This window comes from Streptomyces sp. NPDC104226 (genome assembly GCF_055584085.1).
On sequence record NZ_JBVJMS010000005.1, the window covers coordinates 112,127 to 130,781 of the forward strand.

19 protein-coding genes are annotated in these 18,655 nt (G+C 73.5%); 5 read left to right on the top strand and 14 right to left on the bottom strand.

Annotation, left to right across the window (positions count from 1 at the left end; translation table 11 throughout):
- Nucleotides 1-21: 21 nt before the first annotated feature.
- From ACZ60J_RS16940 to ACZ60J_RS16965, 6 genes are read right to left on the bottom strand one after another with little or no spacing between them, the layout of a single operon-like run.
- The gene (locus tag ACZ60J_RS16940; protein WP_469683249.1) at nt 22-1,035 is read right to left on the bottom strand and encodes a pyridoxal-phosphate dependent enzyme; all 1,014 of its coding nucleotides are present in this window, start codon (nt 1,033-1,035) and stop codon (nt 22-24) included.
- Nucleotides 956-2,026 (bottom strand): GHMP family kinase ATP-binding protein, encoded by a 1,071-nt coding sequence (locus ACZ60J_RS16945; protein ID WP_469682614.1) that lies wholly within the window; start codon nt 2,024-2,026, stop codon nt 956-958. The genes ACZ60J_RS16940 and ACZ60J_RS16945 overlap by 80 nt, the downstream gene beginning before the upstream one ends.
- Nucleotides 2,023-2,880 (bottom strand): Rossmann-like domain-containing protein, encoded by an 858-nt coding sequence (locus tag ACZ60J_RS16950; protein WP_469682616.1) that lies wholly within the window; start codon nt 2,878-2,880, stop codon nt 2,023-2,025. Before ACZ60J_RS16950 ends, ACZ60J_RS16945 begins: the two co-directional genes overlap by 4 nt.
- 11 nt (nt 2,881-2,891) lie before the next feature.
- Nucleotides 2,892-3,929 (bottom strand): ABC transporter ATP-binding protein, encoded by a 1,038-nt coding sequence (locus tag ACZ60J_RS16955; protein WP_469682617.1) that lies wholly within the window; start codon nt 3,927-3,929, stop codon nt 2,892-2,894.
- 5 nt (nt 3,930-3,934) lie between these two features.
- Nucleotides 3,935-5,035: a FecCD family ABC transporter permease gene (locus ACZ60J_RS16960; protein WP_469682619.1), complete on the bottom strand. Its 1,101-nt coding sequence runs from the start codon at nt 5,033-5,035 to the stop codon at nt 3,935-3,937.
- Complete coding sequence (locus ACZ60J_RS16965; RefSeq protein ID WP_469682620.1) at nt 5,025-6,080, bottom strand: ABC transporter substrate-binding protein; 1,056 nt, start codon at nt 6,078-6,080, stop codon at nt 5,025-5,027. The genes ACZ60J_RS16960 and ACZ60J_RS16965 overlap by 11 nt, the downstream gene beginning before the upstream one ends.
- A 174-nt stretch (nt 6,081-6,254) precedes the next feature.
- Here ACZ60J_RS16965 and ACZ60J_RS16970 point away from each other — a divergent pair, with 174 nt between their 5' ends.
- The gene (locus ACZ60J_RS16970) at nt 6,255-7,529 is read left to right on the top strand and encodes an MFS transporter (protein ID WP_469682622.1); all 1,275 of its coding nucleotides are present in this window, start codon (nt 6,255-6,257) and stop codon (nt 7,527-7,529) included.
- Nucleotides 7,530-7,688: 159 nt separating this feature from the next.
- Entirely contained in the window at nt 7,689-8,996 is a 1,308-nt protein-coding gene (locus ACZ60J_RS16975; protein WP_469682624.1) for a M23 family metallopeptidase, read from the top strand.
- A gap of 15 nt (nt 8,997-9,011) precedes the next feature.
- Here ACZ60J_RS16975 and ACZ60J_RS16980 read toward each other — a convergent pair whose 3' ends face one another.
- Genes ACZ60J_RS16980 through ACZ60J_RS16990 form a run of 3 tightly spaced genes read right to left on the bottom strand, consistent with a single transcriptional unit; the run spans nt 9,012 to nt 11,134 of the window.
- Nucleotides 9,012-10,073: an aminoglycoside phosphotransferase family protein gene (locus ACZ60J_RS16980; protein ID WP_469682626.1), complete on the bottom strand. Its 1,062-nt coding sequence runs from the start codon at nt 10,071-10,073 to the stop codon at nt 9,012-9,014.
- A 25-nt stretch (nt 10,074-10,098) separates the two neighbouring features.
- A complete protein-coding gene (locus tag ACZ60J_RS16985; protein ID WP_469682627.1) occupies nt 10,099-10,356 on the bottom strand; it encodes a DUF397 domain-containing protein in 258 nt (85 codons plus the stop codon).
- The gene (locus ACZ60J_RS16990) at nt 10,340-11,134 is read right to left on the bottom strand and encodes a helix-turn-helix domain-containing protein (RefSeq protein WP_469683251.1); all 795 of its coding nucleotides are present in this window, start codon (nt 11,132-11,134) and stop codon (nt 10,340-10,342) included. The genes ACZ60J_RS16985 and ACZ60J_RS16990 overlap by 17 nt, the downstream gene beginning before the upstream one ends.
- A 159-nt stretch (nt 11,135-11,293) precedes the next feature.
- Between ACZ60J_RS16990 and ACZ60J_RS16995 the strand changes: the two genes are divergently transcribed.
- Entirely contained in the window at nt 11,294-11,512 is a 219-nt protein-coding gene (locus ACZ60J_RS16995; protein ID WP_469682629.1) for a hypothetical protein, read from the top strand.
- Here the strand turns inward: ACZ60J_RS16995 and yczE are convergent.
- A complete protein-coding gene (yczE, locus tag ACZ60J_RS17000; RefSeq protein WP_469682631.1) occupies nt 11,471-12,136 on the bottom strand; it encodes a membrane protein YczE in 666 nt (221 codons plus the stop codon). The genes ACZ60J_RS16995 and yczE overlap by 42 nt on opposite strands.
- 61 nt (nt 12,137-12,197) lie before the next feature.
- On the opposite strand from yczE, the gene yczR reads away from it, so the two are divergent.
- Nucleotides 12,198-13,613: a MocR-like transcription factor YczR gene (yczR, locus tag ACZ60J_RS17005; protein ID WP_469682632.1), complete on the top strand. Its 1,416-nt coding sequence runs from the start codon at nt 12,198-12,200 to the stop codon at nt 13,611-13,613.
- A 123-nt stretch (nt 13,614-13,736) separates the two neighbouring features.
- A complete protein-coding gene (locus ACZ60J_RS17010) occupies nt 13,737-14,324 on the top strand; it encodes a hypothetical protein (protein ID WP_469682634.1) in 588 nt (195 codons plus the stop codon).
- Here the strand turns inward: ACZ60J_RS17010 and ACZ60J_RS17015 are convergent.
- From ACZ60J_RS17015 to ACZ60J_RS17030, 4 genes are all read right to left on the bottom strand, one after another.
- Entirely contained in the window at nt 14,321-14,947 is a 627-nt protein-coding gene (locus ACZ60J_RS17015; RefSeq protein WP_469682636.1) for a GNAT family N-acetyltransferase, read from the bottom strand. The two genes, ACZ60J_RS17010 and ACZ60J_RS17015, sit on opposite strands and share 4 nt — an antisense overlap.
- A gap of 114 nt (nt 14,948-15,061) precedes the next feature.
- Nucleotides 15,062-16,588, bottom strand: a complete 1,527-nt coding sequence (locus tag ACZ60J_RS17020) for a PTS transporter subunit EIIC (RefSeq protein ID WP_469682637.1) — start codon at nt 16,586-16,588, stop codon at nt 15,062-15,064.
- Nucleotides 16,589-16,626: 38 nt separating this feature from the next.
- Nucleotides 16,627-17,556, bottom strand: coding sequence for an N-acetylmuramic acid 6-phosphate etherase (gene murQ / locus ACZ60J_RS17025; protein ID WP_469682638.1), 930 nt, complete (start codon nt 17,554-17,556; stop codon nt 16,627-16,629).
- A 30-nt stretch (nt 17,557-17,586) separates the two neighbouring features.
- Nucleotides 17,587-18,558 (bottom strand): MurR/RpiR family transcriptional regulator, encoded by a 972-nt coding sequence (locus tag ACZ60J_RS17030; RefSeq protein WP_469682640.1) that lies wholly within the window; start codon nt 18,556-18,558, stop codon nt 17,587-17,589.
- Between the last annotated feature and the right edge of the window lie 97 nt (nt 18,559-18,655).

An 18,655-nucleotide genomic window follows, 5' to 3' on the forward strand; every position in this document is an offset into this window, starting at 1 on the left:
CCCTGACCGCCCGAGCGCAGTTCACGCGGGGGCGCGGTTCCAGGGCATCCGTGACCATGGCAGGGACAGGGCGCTGCGGTCGGTCACCTCGTGCGGGGTGAGGGCGGCGATCGGGGTGGCCTCGTGGTGCCTCGCGTAGACGGTGTCGACGTAGCGGTGGCCGGTGTCGGGGGCGATGAAGAGGACCGTGCGGTGCGGCGAGCGCTCGCGCTCGTGGCGCGCCGCGAGGTAGCCGGCGCCGGTGGACAGCCCGGCGAAGACCGCGTGCCGGCGCAGCAGGTCGACGCTGCCGGCGAGGGCGGCCTCGAAGGAGACCCAGTGCAGGGTGTCGTAGAGCTCGTGCGCGACGTTCCCGAAGGGGATGGAGCTGCCGATCCCGGCGATGATCATCTCGGGGTCGCAGACGTGCTCGGAGCCGAAGGTGACGCTGCCGTACGGCTGGACGCCGACGAGTTCGACGTCGGCCCGTCCCGGGGCCGTTCCCCCGGCGTCCTCGCGGAGGTAGCGGGTGAGGGCGCCGGTGGAGGCGCCCGATCCGACCCCGCCGACGAGGGTGAGCGCCTGCGTGCCGGTGGCCTCGCGGATCCGGTCGGCGACGGCCCGGTAGCCGAGGTAGTGGACGTCGTCGTGGTACTGGCGCATCCAGTGGTACTCGGGGTGTGCGGCGAGGATCTCGTGGATCCGCTCGACGCGCCGCTTCTGGTCGAGCTTCAGGTCGCTGCACGGTTCCATCTGCTCCAGCGTCGCCCCGAGGACGGCCAGTTGGGTCCGCAGCACGTGGTCCACCGTGGACGAGCCGACGATGTGGCAGTGCAGGCCGTACCGGTGACAGGCCAGGGCCAGGGCGTACGCGTAGATGCCGCTGGAGCTGTCCAGCAGGGTGTCCCCGCGGCGTACGGCGCCGGTGTCGAGCAGGTGGCGCACCGCCGCGAGGGCGGAGACCACCTTCATCGTTTCAAAGCGCAGGCAGACGAGCCGGTCGTCGAGGCGTATCAGGTCCGGCCGGCCGATCGACTCCGTGATGTGCTGGTCCATGCTGTGCTGGTGCACGGTGGGGGATCTCCTTCGCAGGGGTGGTGCCGGTCGTGAAGGTGCGGGTGGCGGGGATGCCGTGGGCGTCCAGGGCGTGCAGGCAGCCGCGGACGCGGCGGCGCAGCCCGGGTGCGGCCGGGTCGAAGAGCACGCCCGCCACCGCACCGCTGTGCGCGATCTGTACGCCGACCGCCCCGACGCGGCGGGCGAGCACGGTCAGGGCTTCGAACTCCGGGTGTCCGAGGACCTGCTGCCCGCGCCGTGCGCTGGCGGTGGCGACCGCGCCGAGCAGCTGCGCGCTGCCGGTGGCCACGGCCCGGCGCAGCAGCGCGCGCAGCCGCTCGTAGGCGCGTACGTCGCCTTCGGCCGCGTCGGCCGGGTCGGCCGTCGGCAGGGACAGGGTGTCGACGGGTGCGCCCCCGCCGAGGGTGCAGCCGACGACGACCAGCGGCGGCAGGGCCGGGCCGAGGACCTCCAGGACCCGGCCCTCCCGCTGGGCGAACAGCACCGGCGGGCCGTCCAGCATCAGCGGATCGGAGGCGAGTTCGGCGCGTACGGCCAGTCCTGCGACCGTCGGTGGTTCCAGCCGCAGCCCGTACGAGTCCGCGACCGCGCGCACGGCTGCGATGACGTCGCTGCTGGAGCTGCCCATGCCCAGGCCGACCGGTATCCCGCCGGTGAGCCGCAACTCCCCGCCGCAGGGCGGCTGCCCGGTCCGCCGCGCGCACTCCGCGGCCGTGAGGATGGCGGCCCGCGCGGCCTTCGTACGGTCGGCCGGTACGACGGTGAGCGCCGCCGGCTCCGTACCGGGGCGGCGGAGGAACGCGGCGCTGCTGCCGGGGCCCGCCATGGGGAGGGTGACCAGCCCGGCGCACCGGCGCCCGGCGGCGTCGAGGAAGACGCCCTGGAGGATCTCGCCGTGGTGGCAGGGGGCCTGCCCGGCACCGGACGGAGCCGGGAGGGCGGAGACGGTGGTGGCCGCGCCGGGGATCACGCGCCGCCCGCCGTCCGGTAGCGGTACAGGACCGTCTCCTCGGCGCTGAACTGGGAGAAGGGGAAGGGCTCCGCGGACAGGGCGGTCACCCCGGAGCCGAGGAAGGCGCGGGCGACGGCGCTGCCGGTCTGGGCGTAGACGACCAGCGGGATGCCGCGGGAGCGGCAGCGCTCCAGGATGGTGTCGAAGGTGCCGTTGCTCAGGGTCATGCCGGTGGCGACGACGGCCCGTGCGCGCTCCAGCACCTCGTGCATGTCGTCGGTGACGGGGTCGCCCCACTGGGTGGCCTTGAGGTTGAGGTCGCACGGCAGCGGCCGGCCGCCGCGCGCGCGGATCGCCGCCACCAGCGGGTTGACGACGCCGATGAGGCCGACCTCGGCGCCCTCCTCGATGTCCAGCAGCCCGGCGATGGCGGCGTCGCGGGCCGTGGCGCGGAGCTCAGGGGTGCCGGCGGGGAGGGTGACGGGTTCGGCGTCTCCGGCGTCGGCGGCCGCGCGGTGGGGGCGGGTCTCGGAGAGGTAGGCGTCGAGGGCGGCGATGCGCAGGGGGCGCGGGGCCTCGCGCAGCAGGGCGTCGAGCGGGGTGCCGGAGGAGTCGCGGCAGATCGCCGGGTCGATCTCGCCGGCCTCGAACGCGCAGCCGCCGAAGGAGCCGCCGAGGCGGACCAGGACGTACTGGTTGAGGTAGGTGGTGTCGCCGCCGGCCAGGCGGGTGCCGTGGTGGATCCAGAAGACGCTGGTCGCGACGAGCGAGGAGGGCGACGGGCCGTACGCACCGGCCAGGACGGCCTCGACGAGCGCGTCGACCGAGGCGGAGGGGGCGGGGGCGGTGGTGGTGGTCGGGGGCGGGGTCATGGGGTTCCCTTTCACGGAGCGGGTTGGGGGCCCGTTGCAGGCGTCATGGCCGGAGCCGGAGCCGGAGCTGGAGCTGGAGCCGGAGCTGGAGCCGGTGTCGGGGCCGGAATCGAAGCCGGTGCTGGTGCTGGTGCTGACGTTGGTGTCGTTGTCGGCGTCTGGGGCGCGGCCGGTGTTGGTGTCGTGGCCGGGGCCGGGGCCGGAGCTGGTGCCGGTGTTGTGGGCAGTGCGGTTGTTGTGGCCGTCACCGCCGGCGGCGCCGGGGTGGTGAGGGGGCCGTGGTAGCTGAGTTGTGGGTGGCCGTGGGGGTTGGTGGTGAGTTCGGCGTCGACCTCGAAGACCTCGGCGAGCCGTTGCGCCGTCAGGACGGTGGCCGGCGGGCCGGAGGCGATCAGGCGGCCGTGGTGCAGGAGCAGCAGCCGGTCGCAGTACCGGGCGGCGAGGGACAGGTCGTGCAGGGCGACCAGGACCGTCTGCCCGGTGCCGGACAGCAGCTCCATCAGCTCCAGCTGGTGTTTGACGTCGAGGTGGTTGGTGGGTTCGTCGAGCAGCAGTCCGGACGGCTGCTGGGCCAGCGCGCGGGCGAGGTGGGTGCGTTGCCGCTCCCCGCCCGACAGCGCCTTCCACGGCCGGCCGGCGAGCGCGGTGAGCCCTACGCGTTCCAGCGCGGCGGCGACCACGGCCCGGTCGGCGGCGTCCGGCCCGCGCCAGCGGTCGCGGTACGGGGTCCGCCCCAGGCCGACGATGTCGGCGACCCGGAGGTCGCTGTCCGCGCCCGCGTCCTGTGCGACGAAGGCGACGTGCCGGGCGGTCCGGCGCGCACTCCAGCCGCGGACGGACTCCCCGTCGTACCGGACCACGCCCGCGTCGGGGGCCCGCAGCCCGGCCAGGCAGCGCAGCAGCGAGGACTTGCCCGAGCCGTTGGGGCCGAGCAGTCCGACGGTCTCGCCGGGGGCGATGTCCGCGCTGACGTCCCGTACGACCGGCGTGCCCGCCACCGACCAGCTCACTGCATCGGCGGTGATCCGTACGGCAGTCACGGAGCCCACGGCACTCACAGCTCCCCCCGCTTGCGCAGGACCAGCAGGAAGATGGGTACGCCGAGCAGTGCGGTGATCACGCCGACGGGCACCTCGCGGGGCCCGAAGGCGACCCGTGCCAGCGCGTCCGTCCACACCAGGAACACCGCGCCCGCGAGGGCCGCGTACGGGAGCAGTACCCGGTGCAGCGGCCCGACGAGGAACCGCACCCCGTGCGGGACGATCAGCCCGACGAAGCCGATGGCGCCGACGGTGGCCACCGCCACCGCGGTGAGCGCGGCGGTGACCACGAGCAGCAGCATCCGCGTGTGCCGGACGTCGATGCCGAGGGACGCGGCGGTGTCGGTGCCGAAGGCGAGCCCGTCGAGGGCGTTCGAGCAGAGCCAGGCCGCCGCGAGTCCCAGCGGGGTGACGACCGCGCAGACGGCGACCGTGTTCCAGCGGGCCGGTGCCATCGAGCCCAGGAGCCAGTGGGTGACGGCCCGGGTGGTGTCGGCGTCCGCCGAGGCCATCAGCACGAGCGAGGTCAGGGCGGTGAAGAGTTGCCCGATGACGACGCCGGTCAGGACGATGCGTACGGAGTCCAGCCCGGTGCGCCGCAGGAGCAGCAGGAGCAGCCCGAAGGAGAGCAGCGCTCCGGCGAGGGCTCCGCCGGTGACGCCGAGGGTGCTCGCGCCGATCCCGAGGACGACCACGGTGACGGCTCCGGCGGAGGCGCCCGAGGAGACGCCGAGCAGGTAGGGGTCGGCGAGGGCGTTGCGGGTGACCGCCTGGAGCACCGCTCCGCACACGGCGAGCGAGGCGCCGACGAGGGCGGCCATCAGCACGCGCGGCAGCCGCAGGTCCCAGACGAGCGAGTCGAGCAACGGGGGCAACGGCTCCACGTCCAGGCCGAGTCGGGCGCCGAAGACGCGGGCGAGGCCGGTCCAGCCCACGTCGGCGGCGCCGATGCGTACGGCCGCGGCGACCGAGGCCGCCAGGACGGCCGCGCCGAGGAGGGCGAGCCCCGCCCCGGCAGCGGCGGACCGGCGGGGGGCCGGAACCTCCGGAGCGAGCGGGCCGGCGGTCACCGGGGCGGCGGCCATGGCGTCGGCGGCCACCGTGTCAGCGGACATACCCGAGGTCCTTCATGCCGGCTGCCAGGAGCCCCAGGGCGTGTACGGAGCGCACCGAGGGGTCCAGTTCGATGCCGGGCACTTCGAGGATCCTGCCGTCGCGCACCGCGGCGAGCTTGGACACGACCGGGTGCTGGTTCATGGTGGTGCGCTTCTCGGCGGCGCTGTCGCCGGGCCGGCCGCGCTCGGACAGGTCGCCGATCACGATGAAGTCCGGGTTGCGCCGGGCGACTTCCTCCCAGGAGACCTCCGGCCAGTCCTCGTCGACGTCGTCGAAGGCGTTCTTCGCGCCGACGATCCGGCTCATCTCGCTGGGCAGGCCGGTCCTGCCCGCCACGTACGGCATGCCGTTGAAGACGGAGTAGAGGTAGACCACGGTCGGCCGGTCGGCGCCCCCGGTACCTCCGCTGCCCCCGGCGGCCTTCGACGCGTTCTCCCCGGCCTTGGCGACGGCGGCGCGCTGGTCGGCGGCGAGTTTCGCCGCCCGTTCGCCGACGCCGAAGACCGTGCCGAGGTTCTCGTAGTCGGAGAAGAGGAGCTCGAAGGGGGTGCGGCCGGCCGGGTTCTGCCCGGGGCAGTCCACGGCGCTGACGAAGGTCGGGACCTTGAGGGCGTCGAGCTCCTCGCGGGTGCCGGCCCGGTCCTTGGTGAAGAGGTCGGCGGAGCCGCCGATGACGAAGTCGGGGGTGGCGGAGCGCAGTTGCTCTCCGGTGGCGATCTTCGGGGCGATGACGGGGACCTTGGCGTACGCGGCCTCGTACGCGGCGGGGATCTTCGTCTTGAGGTTGGCGGTGCCCGCCATCGAGTCCTGGAGTCCCAGTTCGAGCAGGGTCTCGGTCGAGGTCTGGTCCAGGGCGACGGCCCGTTTCGGCGGCGCGGCGAAGGAGGCCTGGCGGCCGCAGCTGGTGACAGAGGACGCCGGGGCGGCGGGCCCGGCTCCGGCTCCGGCCTTGGGGCCGCTGGAGCCGCCGGTGGCGGGGGCGGCGCAGGCCGCGGTGGCGAGGGCGAGGGCCAGGGCGATGCCGAGGCGGGCGGGGTGGCGCATGGGTTCTCCGGTCTGGGCAGGGCGGGCAGGGCGGGGAGAGGGCAGGGGAGGGCGTTGTCGTGCACCGGGCAAGACCGCCGCGTTCGAAGGGTACTGTAATGGCATTCATTTTCATTAAGAACCTCGGGGGCGGTTCACCGAGCCCCCGCCCCACCCCCAAGGAGCGACCCCACCGTGGCAACCACACCCGCGCCCCCAGCCGCCAAGTCAGCTGATCCACAGGCGCGTTCGGTCCTCCGCGACCTCCCCTTCCTCCGCCTGTGGGCCGGCACCACCGCCTCCGGACTCGCGACCTGGGCCCTGCCCTTCGTCCTCGGGCTCGCCGTCCTCCACCGCGACCTGAGCGCCGCCGGCCTCGGCCTGGTCCTCGCCGCGCGCACGGCCGGATTCCTCGCCGCCGTCACCGTCGGCGGGGTCCTGGCCGACCGGCACTCCCGTCGCGCGGTCGTCCTCTGGTCGGCCCTGGCGGCAGCGGCCGCCGCGCCCCTCCTCGCCGCCGGACTGGGCCGCTCGCTCCTGCTGATGACGGCCGCCGCCGCCCTCGCCGGCGCCGGTCAGGGCGCCTGCCGCCCGGCGTTCCAGGCCCTCACCGCCGAGACCGTCGACCCCGGGCGCCGTCAGCAGGCCAACGCCGCAATGACGATGGCCGTACGCGGATCCACCCTCGCCGGACCCGCCCTGACCGCGCTGCTCGCGGCCTTCCTCGACGTCCGGACCCTGCTGCTCGGTATCGGCCTGCTCTGGCTGGTCGCCGCGCTGGTCCCGGGCCGGGGCGCGGGTGCCCTCGCTCCGGCGGATCCGGCCGCGGGGCCCGCCCCGCGCACGAGCTTCCGTACCGAATTCCTGGAGGGCGTACAGGAGGCGAGCCGCCATCCCTGGTTCCTCGCCGGGCTGGCCGCCCTCGTCGCGGTCATCGCCCTCGGCTACTCCGCCACCAGCGTCGCCCTGCCCCTGATCAGCCGGGACCGCTATGCCGGCGCATGGGTGCTCGCGGCGGCGACGACCGCGTACATAGTGGGCGCGCTCGGCGGAGCCCTGCTCATCGCCCGGTGGCGGCCGCGCTCCCAGGGCTGGGCCGCCTTCGCGGGACTGGCGGCGTACGGGTGCGCCCCGCTGAGCCTGATGCTGCCCGTGCACCCGGGCGTGGTCGTCGCCGCCTACGCCGTCGCCGGGATCGGGATCGAACTGTTCAACGTGCCCTGGTTCACCGCCACCCAGCGCGAGGTCGCCCCGGAGCGGCTGGCCCGCGTCTCCTCGCTGGACTTCCTCGTCTCCTACGGTCTGGCCCCGGTCGGCCTCGCCCTGATCGCCCCGGCCATCGACACCTTCGGCGTCACGCCCGTCCTCGGCGTCTGCGCGGCCGCCTGCTTCCTCGTACCGGCGGCGGCGGCCCTCGTCCCGACGGCCCGCCACTTCGCGCAGTCGGCCCCGGCCCCGGACGCGCCCTAGGGGAATCGCACGGATGGCACCGCCTTGGGACTCGTGCCACGCTTGAGGGAATCCATCGGACTCTCACAAGCGTGGCGGTCCCTCCCTCCGCATGGGGGCGTCAGGCCGCCGGGCAGCGACAACAGACACCCGTACCGTGTCCGTCTGCGAGGTGGAGTGATGCACGCACAACGCTCCCGTGCACTCCCCGCGGCGCTGGCCGCGGTGCTGCTCCTCGCGGGGGGAACGTCTGCGGCAGGCGCGTCCTCGGACCCCGGTGGGCAGGCCCTGTCGGCCGCCACGCCGTCCGCCGTGAGCGTGCCGGACGCCTTCACTCCCGTGGTCGTGACGCCGATCGCCGAGCCGACGTTCCCCTGGCTGGGCACGGACCAGAAGTACCACGTCTCCTACGACCTGCAACTGACCAATGCCTCGCGGCTGCCGGCCACCCTCACCGAAGTGCAGGTGGTCGACGCCGAACACCCCGACACCGTCGTCGGCACCCTCTCCGGCCGTCAGCTGGTCGATCCCGACTGCGAGTACGGAGCCTGCAACCTGCTGCGGATGCTGCCCTCGTCGAACGCCACCGACACCGTCATGCCCCCCGGCCAGTCCCGGGCCCTGATGGTGGACCTGACCTTCGACTCGCTGGACCAGGCACCCGCCGAGGTCATGCACCGGCTGTTCGTCACGGGGCAGGCCGTGCCCCCGGCCACCGAGCCGACCCCGATCAGCTACCTCGCCGCGCCCTTCGACATCTCTGCCGGCAAGGCCCGGGTCATCGCACCCCCGCTGAAGGGCGACAACTGGGTGGCCGTCAACGGATGCTGCGGCACCGGCGGGCCGCACCGTCCCTCGCTCAACTCGGTCAACGGCAAGCTGGCCAACTTCCAGCGCTTCGCCATCGACTGGATGAAGCTCAACGACGAAGGCAAGCTCTACAGCGGCGACAAGACGAAGAACGAGAGCTACGCCGACTACGGCCAGGCGGTGTACGCGGTCGCCGACGGCACCGTGAGCTCGACGCTCGACACGGTCGACGCGGGCACCCCCGGCATCCTGCCCGCCAACGACCCCGTCCTCGGTCCGAAGATCACCGTCAAGAACGTGGACGGCAACCACATCGTCCAGGACCTCGGCGGTGGCGTCTGGGCGATGTACGCGCACCTGATGAAGGGCAGTCTCCTGGTCAAGCCGGGGGACGAGGTCAAGAAGGGCCAGAAGATCGCCGATCTGGGCAACACCGGCAACTCCAACGCCCCTCACCTGCACTTCCAGCTGATGAACGACCCGTCCGTGTTCGAAGCCGACGCCGTGCCCTACGTCATCGACCGCTTCACCTACCAGGGCCAGATCCCCTACTCGGTCTGGGTGCTCACCGACGACTACCTGACCGGGACCTTCCTGCAGGGCAGGCTGCCCCAGGCGCAGTCCCGCACCGACGAGCTGCCCCTCGCCCTGTCCGTGGTCGACTTCCCGGATACGTGAGCACGGGCGACGGGGCTAGAACCAGGGGCGGGCGTCGGGCGCGGGCAGCGGGCGCAGCTCCGGCCAGCGGGCGAGGAGCCGGTCGGCCAGGTCGGAGCCGAGGCGGCCGAGAGCGTGCAGGTGGTCGTGGTCGCGGGTCATGCCGGCGACCACGCCGAGGCGGTGGACGAGCCGCTCGCGGGCGGTGACGTAGCCCCACTCGAAGTCCTCGGAGGCCACCCGGGCGAGCTGGTCGACCGTGCCGCGGTGGGCCCGCTCGACGAGCGCGTCGCCCTGGATCAGCCAGCCCGCGCACGCGTCGGCGAGGTCGCCCGGCACGTCCTTCCCGGTGAGGCCGCGCCAGGTGGACCGGTAGATCCCCTCGACCTCCGCGAGCGGGGGACCGGTGACCGACAGGGCGCACCAGCAGGTGGGGAAGGCGATGCGGAAGTAGGCCAGCTCCGTCAGCCCGTTGCCGAGCGAGGCCCGCTCGAAGTCGACGAAGCGGACGCCGTCGGCGGTGCGCAGGTCGTTGCCGGGGCAGGGGTCGCCGTGCAGCAGCGCGTGGTGCGGAGTCGGGTCCAAGCGGTCGAGGAGACCGGCGAGCTGGTCGGGAACGGCGGGCGGTACGGGGACGTCGAGCGTCCGGGCCAGGGCGAGGAAGGACTCCGCGTCGGCGGCCGTGGGCCCCGGCTCGACGGGCAGGGCGCCCGCGTCGGCGGGTCCGGTGAGGGAGTGCAGCCGGGCGAGCGACTCGGCGTAGGCGGGCAGCCAGTCGGCCGTCTCGCCGAGGTCCTCCAGGTACTCGAGGACGACGACGCGCGAGGCCGGGTCGGCGGCGAGCACCGCGGGCGCCACGGCAGCCGGTCCGGTGGCCCGCCCTGCGAGGCGCAGCCCGGTGAGCTCGCGCGCGAACCGGGTGTCCGCGTCGGCGGCGGTGTCCCCGGCGTCGGTCGCCTGCTTGACCACCACCGGCCGCCCGTCGGCCAGGCGCACCCACCACACCCGGGACCGCGGGCTGCTGTCCAGCAGCTTGGTCTCGGTGGGCGTGCCGAGGGCGGAGAGCAGCTCGTCGCTGAGCGGTATGCGGTTCCTCATGCGGCCGAGGGTAGCCGCCGCTCGTTCAGGCGAGAGCGGCTACGAAGGCTGCCCAGGCGGGGGCGCCGAAGGTGAGGTGGGGGCCTTCGGGGTCCTTGGAGTCCCGGACGGGGACGAGGTGGGGGTGGCCGTCGGAGACTTCGAGGCAGTCGCTGCCGTCGCCCGCGCTGTAGGTGGACTTGCGCCAGGTGGCCATCTCCAGGCAGTTGCCGCCGTCGCCGCCGCTGTAGGTGGACTTGTGCCAAGTGGCCATCGAGATGTCGTACTTAGGCGTGCTGGTCATGTTCGTACTCCTCCGCCACCGACTCGATCAGGGCCAGGGATTTGCGCGGTGACAGCGCGCTGGCCGTGAGGAGATCGTAGGTCAGGGTGTGACGTGCCACAGTGGCCGGATCGTCGAACAAGTGGCCCATTCCGATGCCGTCGACGTAGGCGAGCGGGGGCGCGTCGTCGAACGCCATCAGTTTGAGAGAACCGTCCAAGGCCGCATGCGCCCCAGCGCTGAACGGCAGCACCTGAAGGATGATCCGGTGGCGCCGGATCAGGTCCGCGAGGTGCCGCAGGGCCTCGGCCATCACCGACCGGCTGCCGATGACGCGGCGCAGTACCGCCTCGTCGAGCACGCACCACAACAACGGGGTTGTTGGCTCTGTGAGCAGGGCCGCGCGGGCCAGTCGGGCTTCGACCAGTTCGTCGATGGCCGCCTCCGTCGCCGTCGGCTGGTAGGCGCGGAAGACGGCTCGGGCGTAGGCCTCCTTCTGGAGCAGGCCCGGGATCAGCAGGGGCGCGTACTCCCGGATGGCCTTAGCCAGGGATTCGGCCTCAGCGGCCTCCGTGAAGTGGTCCGGGTACTTGAACTTCGTCGCCGCCTGGCAGTTGCGGGTGAAGAAGTCGTCCGTGCCCAGGATCTTGTCGATCTCCCGGCCCAGTTCAACGGTCATCCGCCTGGTCCCCGCTTCGAGTTGGCCGATGAAGGAGCCGCTGACGAAGAGGGGGTCGCCCAGCTTGTCCTGGCTGAGGCCGGCCCGTTTTCGGGCGACCCGCAGTTCGGAGCCGAGCATGGTGCGGGGTGAGGAGAACGGGTCGACGTCTCCGGAATCGGGCACGGCAACTCCCCTGACAACAGGTGCGGTTGTTTGGACCTTCGCTCTTGAAGGCTAACCACCCCGTCGCCACGCTGAGTACTGAACGCGATTACTCAGAGCGAAAGGTGACATGTCATGGTGCTCACGCCGAAGGAGCGGATGCTGGCGGCCGAGGAGGCCGTCGGGCAGTTGAGGGCCGCGCTGACGGACGTAGGCGTGGTGTTCCCCTCGCTCGGGGTGGACGGGGTGTCGGCGGCCGGGTCGTACGGGCTGCCGCTGGTCGACCTGGGGCGCTGCAACCTGGACACCGCGCTACGCCTGGCCGCCGTGCTGCACGAACGGGCGCACCCCTGAGGGGGCGTCGAGGCGGACCGTCAGGCGCGGGAGGAACCAGCCGACCAGGGGGCCCGTGCCCAGGGCGACGACCACCGTCCCCGGGCCGAGCGTGCCGCCGAGCAGCCAGCCGAGCCCGGCCACGGACACCTCGATGCCGGTGCGCACGGCCGCGACGGGCAGGCGGGTGATCCGGACGAGGCCGGTCATGATGCCGTCGCGCGGGCCCGAGCCGAACTGCGCGCCGAGGTAGAGCGCGTCGAAGAAGGCGAGGCCGAGCAGGCCGAGGGCGAGGTACGCGAGCGCGGCGGGCGTCCCCTCGGGGGCGGGGAGTACGGCGGCGGTGGCGTCGGCGGCGAAGCCGACGATGGCGACGTTGAGGACGGTGCCGAGCCCGGGGAGCTCGCGCAGTGGGATCCAGGCGAGGAGCACCAGGAGCGAGATCAGGTTCGTCGCCCAGCCGAAGGAGATGCCGAGGCTCTTGGCCGTGCCGTCGGTGAGCACGCTCCAGCTCGCCGTGCCGAGGCCGGACTCGACGAGCATCATGACGGCGGCGCCGTAGCCCGCCAGTCCGAGCAGGAGTTGGGGGAGGCGGCGTGCGGTGCGGCCCGCCCGGAGCTGGGCGATGGCGTTCATGCGGGGCATGGACCCAGCCTCGCCGGAATCTGGACCCCGAATCGATAGCCAGATTGCGTACGCTGGCCCGGTGAAGATCAGCGCGCACGCCGTCGGACGCATGGTCGGGACCTGGCAGGAGGGGCCCGGGCCGGCGCACCAGCGGCTCTCCGACCGGTTGCGGCTGCTGATTCTGGACGGGCGGCTCATTCTGGGGGCGGCGCTGCCGGGCGAACGCGACCTGGCCGGCGCGCTCGGCACGAGCAGGACCACGGTCGGGGCCGCGTACCGCACGCTCGTGGACCACGGCTACCTGGAGACGCGGGAGCGCGCGCGGGCGACCGTACGGCTCCCGCACGAGGACGCGCCCGCCCGGCGGCGGGCCGGCGATGCGGACGGTGACGCTGACGCGGAGGCCATCGACCTCTCCTTCGCCGCACCGCCCGCGCCCCCGGAGGTCCTGCACGCCGCCTTCGCGACGGCCCTGGAGCGGCTGCCGCTCCACTTCGAGCGGCACGGGTACGACCGGTACGGCATCGCGGAGCTGCGCGAGGCGGTCGCCGGGTGGTACGGGCGCCGGGGGCTGCCGACCTCGCCCGATCACGTCATGATCACCAGCGGTGCGCAGCACGCGATCGGTCTGCTGGTGCGGACGCTGCTGGCGCCGCGGGACAAGGTGGTGTTCGACCATCCCACCTATCCGCATGCGATCAGGGCGTTCGCCGAGGCGCGCGCCCGGCTGCTGCCGGTGGCGGTGGGGCCGTCCGGCTGGGACGTGCCGCAGCTCCTCGCGGCGGCGCGGTCGGCGCAACTGGCCTACCTGATCCCGGACTTCCACAATCCGACCGGGATGTACATGCCCGAGGAGGTGCGTCGTGGGCTGCGGCCGGCCTGCCCCACGATCATCGACGAGACCCTGGCCGACCTGGGGCTGGAGGGGGCGGACCCGGTCGCGGAACCCTTCGCCGCGACGCACCCCACCGTCATCAGCATCGGCTCGGTGTCCAAGAGCATCTGGGGCGGCCTGCGCATCGGCTGGATCCGCGCGGCGCCCTCGCTGCTGGAGCGGGTCGCTCGGTCCCGCCCGGCCACGGATCTCGGTACCCCGGTGGTGGAACAGCTGGCCACCGCCGTACTGCTGAACGGCGGTCAGTCCCGGCGGCCGGCGGCGCTCGCCCAACTGCGTGCGCAGCAGGACGCCTTGCTGGGGGCGCTGTCCGAGCACCTCCCCGATGTCCACGCGCCGCGGGCGGCGGGCGGGGTGACGCTCTGGGCGCGCTTCCCGGAGCCGGTCGCCTCGCGGTTGGCGGCGCTCGCCCCGGACCACGGGGTGGTGATCGCGGCGGGTCCGCAGTTCGGCGTCGGCGGCGCCTTCGAGCGCCACGTCCGCCTGCCCTACACGCTCCCGCCCGACCGCCTCACCGAGGCCGTCCGCCGCCTGTCCGCCGCCCACCGGGCCCTCACGGCGGGCGTCACCGGAGCCCACACCCCGGCGGCGGTGGCCTGAGGCGTGCGGTACGGCCCGTGGGCGGTCCTTCCGACCCTGAGGGTGAACTGGATTGGCCTCAGGGGCATTTCAGGGATCGGCGCCTGATGTGACTCGGGGTGGTGCTCTCGTAGCTTGATGGACATGATCACCTCGCGAACCGCATTCCTCGCCGCGCCCGTCCTGATGGGCGCCTACGGCGTCATCCGCATCATCGACGGCCTCGACGGCAGTAGGGGGCCGGGCTTCGCCTGGAGTGCCGGGCACCTGTGCTTCCTCGCCGCGCTCGCCCTCTTCGTCCAGGGCTTCGCCGCGATGCGGGAGGCCGCGGGGCGGAGCGAGCTGTCCACCGTGGGCCTGTGGACGGGCGTGGCGGGAGCCGTCGCCCTCGGTGCGCAGTTCACCATCGACCTGGTGGTCGGGTTCCTGTCGGCGGACCGGGGCGCGATGCACGAGCTGTTCACCCGGATCCAGGACATACCCGGTGTCCTTCCGGTGGTCTACGAGTTCGGGCCGCTGCTCTTCTTCGTGGGCCAGTTGGTCCTGGTCGGCCAGCTGGCCGGGCGCCGGGTCCTGACGGGGTGGGCCCCGGTCCTGGTGCTCCTCGCCACGGCAGTGCCCCTGGTCGGCAAGGACCTCATACCCGTCGCGGCGGTCCTCCTCCTGGTCGCCTACGCCCCGCTCTACCGCGGAGGCCTCGCAGCGGCCGCCGGGCCGAGGGCGGTGGCCTAGGACGGGGCGCGGTCCGTGCTCAGGCGGGCGTGGAGGTGCTCGTCGTGCCAGCCGTCCGCGTGGAGGAGGGCGCCGCGCATGGTGCCTTCCAGGGGGTAGCCGGACTTCTCGGCGACGTGGCAGGAGGCCGGGTTGGCCGTGGAGTGGGTGATGCGCAGGCGGTGCAGGCCGAGTTCCTCGAAGGCCCAGCGGGTCAGGACGGCCAGGCCCTCGGTGGTGGCTCCGGCGCCGCGGCCGGCCGGGAGGAGCCAGTACACGAACTCGGCGCTGCCGCCGCGCAGATCGATGTCGGCGAGGGCGATCAGGCCGACCGCGCAGCCGCCGTCCGCGGGGGCGAGGGCCCAGACCGCCGAGCTTTCGCCGTGCCAGCGTTCGCGCCAGCGGGCGATGCGGGTGACGGCCTGCTCCTCGGTGAGGGGGTCCGGGCGGTTCCAGTGGCGGATGTCCGGGTCCTCGTACGCAGCCACGAGCGCGGGGGCGTCGTAGGGCTCCCAGGGGCGCAGGTGCAGCCCGCAGGGGAGGGCGTACGAGGGCTGGGCGAGGGCGGCCATCCGGCCCGTCCGGACCACGGGCGGTATCGGGCGGGTGCGGGGGGAGGGCGGGGAGATCGCGGAGTCGGTCATCGGGCCATCATCGGGGCGATGCAGCCGGTCCGGCCGGGCGGGCCCGGGGACGTGAAGGCTCCCGCCCGGTGGGCCGCACCGGGCGGGAGCCTTCGTACAGGGGGGCCGGTGGTGTCAGCGGCCCACGGGGACGGGCGGGGCCTGGTTCGGCGCGGGCTCGGTGGCCGTCGACGGTGCGGGCTCGGGGGCCGTGTCCGCGTCCGGGCCGGTGTTGAACTCGGTCAGCATCTGCCGGGTGAAGCCGAAGAAGTAGGTGGCTGCGAAGCCGACCAGGTAGCCGACGGCCAGGCCGCCCGCGTAGATCGCGATGGTCATCCCCATGCCCGACTTGCCGTCGAGGAGGGGGAAGAGGGCCCAGCCCGAGGGGCCGATGGCGGTGGAGCCGAAGGCGGTGCCCAGCTGGTTGAAGAGGCCTACGAAGGCTCCGCCCGCGGCGCCGCCGATGCAGGCGGTGATGAAGGGGCGGCCCAGGGGGAGGGAGACGCCGTAGATGAGGGGTTCGCCCACGCCCAGGAAGCCGGCCGGGAGGGCGGACTTGATGGTGGTGCGGATCGAGCGGTTGCGGGGGAGCTTGTAGTAGACGGCGATGGCCGCGCCGACCTGGCCCGCGCCCGCCATGGCGAGGATGGGGAGCAGGACGGTGTAGCCGGTCTGCTCGATCAGGGTGGTGTGGATGGGGATCAGGGCCTGGTGCAGGCCCAGCATCACGAGCGGGAGGAAGAGGCCGCCGAGGACCAGGCCCGCGAAGGCGCCGCCGGTGGCGAGCAGCCAGGTGGCGAAGGTGCCGATGGCGCTGGAGACCTCACCGGCGACGAACATCAGGCCGAAGATGGTGACGAGGCCGGAGATCAGCACCGTGAGGGTGGGGGTGACCAGGACGTCGAGCGCCTCCGGGACCCACTTGCGGCACCACTTCTCCACCCGGACGGCGAGCAGCGCGGCCGCCAGCGCGCCGAGCACGCCGCCCTGGCCGGGGGAGAGCTGCTGGCCGAAGGCGTCGATCTTCGCGACGCCGGGGAAGACGATGATCGCGGCGACCGCGCCGCCGAGGATGGCGGTGCCGCCGAACTCCTTGGCGGTGTTGTAGCCGACGAAGACCGCGATCAGGGACATGAACCCGCTCGCCATCGCGGCGAGGGCGGGGACCACGGCGGGCACCCAGCCCATGTTGGTGAGGAAGCCGTTGAGCCCGGCGATGATGCCGCAGCCGATCAGGGCCGGGATCAGCGGGACGAAGATGTTCGCGATGCGGCGCAGGAACAGCTTGAAGGGGGTGGAGTTCTTCGCCTTCTGGGCGTTCTTGATGGCCGCGCCCTGGGCGGCGAGTTCCTCGGCCGTCACGGTGTGGGCCGGCGCGCTCCCGGCCGCCGGCGCGGCCGCGCGGCCTTCCGCGACCAGGGCCTCGAACTCGGGGGTGACGCGGGCGACGGTGCCCGGTCCCAGCACGATCTGGTACGTGTCGTCCTCGACGACGCCCATCACGGCGGGCAGGGCCTTGAGGGCCTCGTCCTGGACCAGGGAGCGGTCGCGCAGGGTGATCCGCAGGCGGGTCATGCAGTGCGCGACGGAGACGATGTTGTCCGGGCCGCCGACCAGAGGAAGGATCGCGGCGGCTGTGGCGCGGTTCTTGTCAGTGGACATCTTGGTGTTCGCCTTGCTGGTTGGGGGTCAGCGGGGAGCTAGCGGGCGGGGGTCCGGGTGAGGGCGGCCCGGAGGTGGCCCCGGGAGGCGGTGAGCAGGTCGGCGGCGGTGGGTCCGTCGACTCCGCCGAGGATGACGAGGATGGCCTGCTTGACCTCGCCGTCGGAGGCGGTGAGGGCGGCCTCGATCTCGGCGTCGGGGGCGCCGGTGGCCAGGGAGACGATGCGGCGGGCGCGGGCGCGCAGCTTCTCGTTGGAGGAGCGCATGTCCACCATGAGGTTTCCGTAGGTCTTGCCGAGCCGGATCATGGTGATCGTCGAGATGAGGTTGAGGACGAGCTTCTGCGCGGTGCCGGCCTTCAGCCGGGTGGACCCGGTGAGGAGTTCGGGGCCGACGACGACCTCGATGCCGTGGTCGGCGGCCGCGGCGAGCGCGGAGCCGGCGTTGCAGGACAGGCCGACGGTGAGGGCTCCGCGGTCGCGGGCGAACTCGACGGCGCCGATCGCGTACGGGGTGCGGCCGGAGGCGGAGATCCCGATGACGGTGTCGTCGGCGGTCAGGGCCAGCGCGGTGAGGTCCTCGGCGGCCAGTTCCTTGGAGTCCTCGGCGCCCTCGACGGCCTTGACCATGGCGGAGGGGCCGCCCGCGATCAGGCCGACGACCTCGGAGGGGTCGGTGTTGAAGGTGGGCGGGCATTCGCTGGCGTCCAGTACGCCCATCCGTCCGGCGGTGCCGGCGCCCGCGTAGATCAGGCGCCCGCCGCGGGCCATCCGCTCGGCGATCCCGTCGATGGCGGCGGCGATCGTCTCCAGCTCGCCGGCGACGGCGGCCGGGACGGTGGCGTCCTCGGCGTTCATCAGGCGGGCGATCTCCAGGGTGGGCAGCTGGTCGATCTCGGCCAGCTCGGGGCGGAAGGCCTCGGTGGTCAAGGTGGCGAGCTGGGCGCGGAGTTCGGCGTACGCGGTCATGAGTGGGGGCTCCTGAACTGCTGGGTGCTGCTAGCGGCTGGTGCTGGTGCGCTTGGCGGTGGGTACGGGGGTGTGGTGGCGGGGTGCGAGTGCCTCGTACGAGGCTGCGAGCGCGGGCGCCGCCGTCTCGTAGGTCTGCTGGGCGACGCCGACGAACAGGCAGTCCACGACGAGGAGCTGGCTGGTCCGGCTCGACATGGCCGCCGGGCGCAGCTGGGTCTCGCGGGCGGCGGAGGTGGCCAGGACGAGTTCGGCGTAGCGGACGACGGGGGAGCCGGCGCGGGCGGTGAGCGCGAGGGTGGTGGCGCCGTGCTCGAAGGCGATCCGGAGGGGTTCGACGACGTCGCCGGTGCCGCCGGAGTGGGTGATGGCGACGGCCACGTCGCCGGGGCGCAGCAGGACCGCGGTGGTGACGGCCAGGTGCGGGTCGTTGTGCGCGTGGGCGATCAGGCCGATGCGCGACAGCTTCTGCGCGAGGTCCTGGGCGACGAGGCCGGAGGCGCCGACGCCGTAGATCTCGATGCGGCGGGCGCCCGCGAGGGCGGCGACCGCCGAGCCGAGGGCGTCGACGTCGAGTCCGGCGGCGGTGTCGGTGAGGGTCTGCGCCTCCTCCTGGGCCAGCTTGGCGACCACGTCGGCGAGGGAGTCGTCGACGGCTATGTCGACGACCACGGCGGGGGCCGCACCGGACTCCTGCTGGGCGGCGAGCGCGGCGAGTGCGAGGCGCAGGTCGCGGTAGCCGGGGTAGCCGAGGAGGCGGGCGGTGCGGACGACGGTGGCCTCGCTGGTGCCGGTGCGGGCGGCGAGGTCGCTGACGGTGAGCGCGGCACAGCCGGCGGGGTCCTCGGCGACGGCCTCGGCGACGGCCTGCATGGAGCGGGTCATCGAGGGGCCGAGACTGCGGACGCGGGCCCGCAGGGCGGCGGGGGCCGGGACGGGTGCGGGGGCCGGGTCGGTCGCGCCGCCGCCCTCGCTGAAGGTTTCTTTCACGTTCTCGCTCACCCTTGAAACTTATTTTCAGAGGGGCGGGAACGTCAAGACGCCGTAAGTCACGGCCTCGGGGGGACCTTCGCCACGGGGCCGGTCCGGGTCCACAATG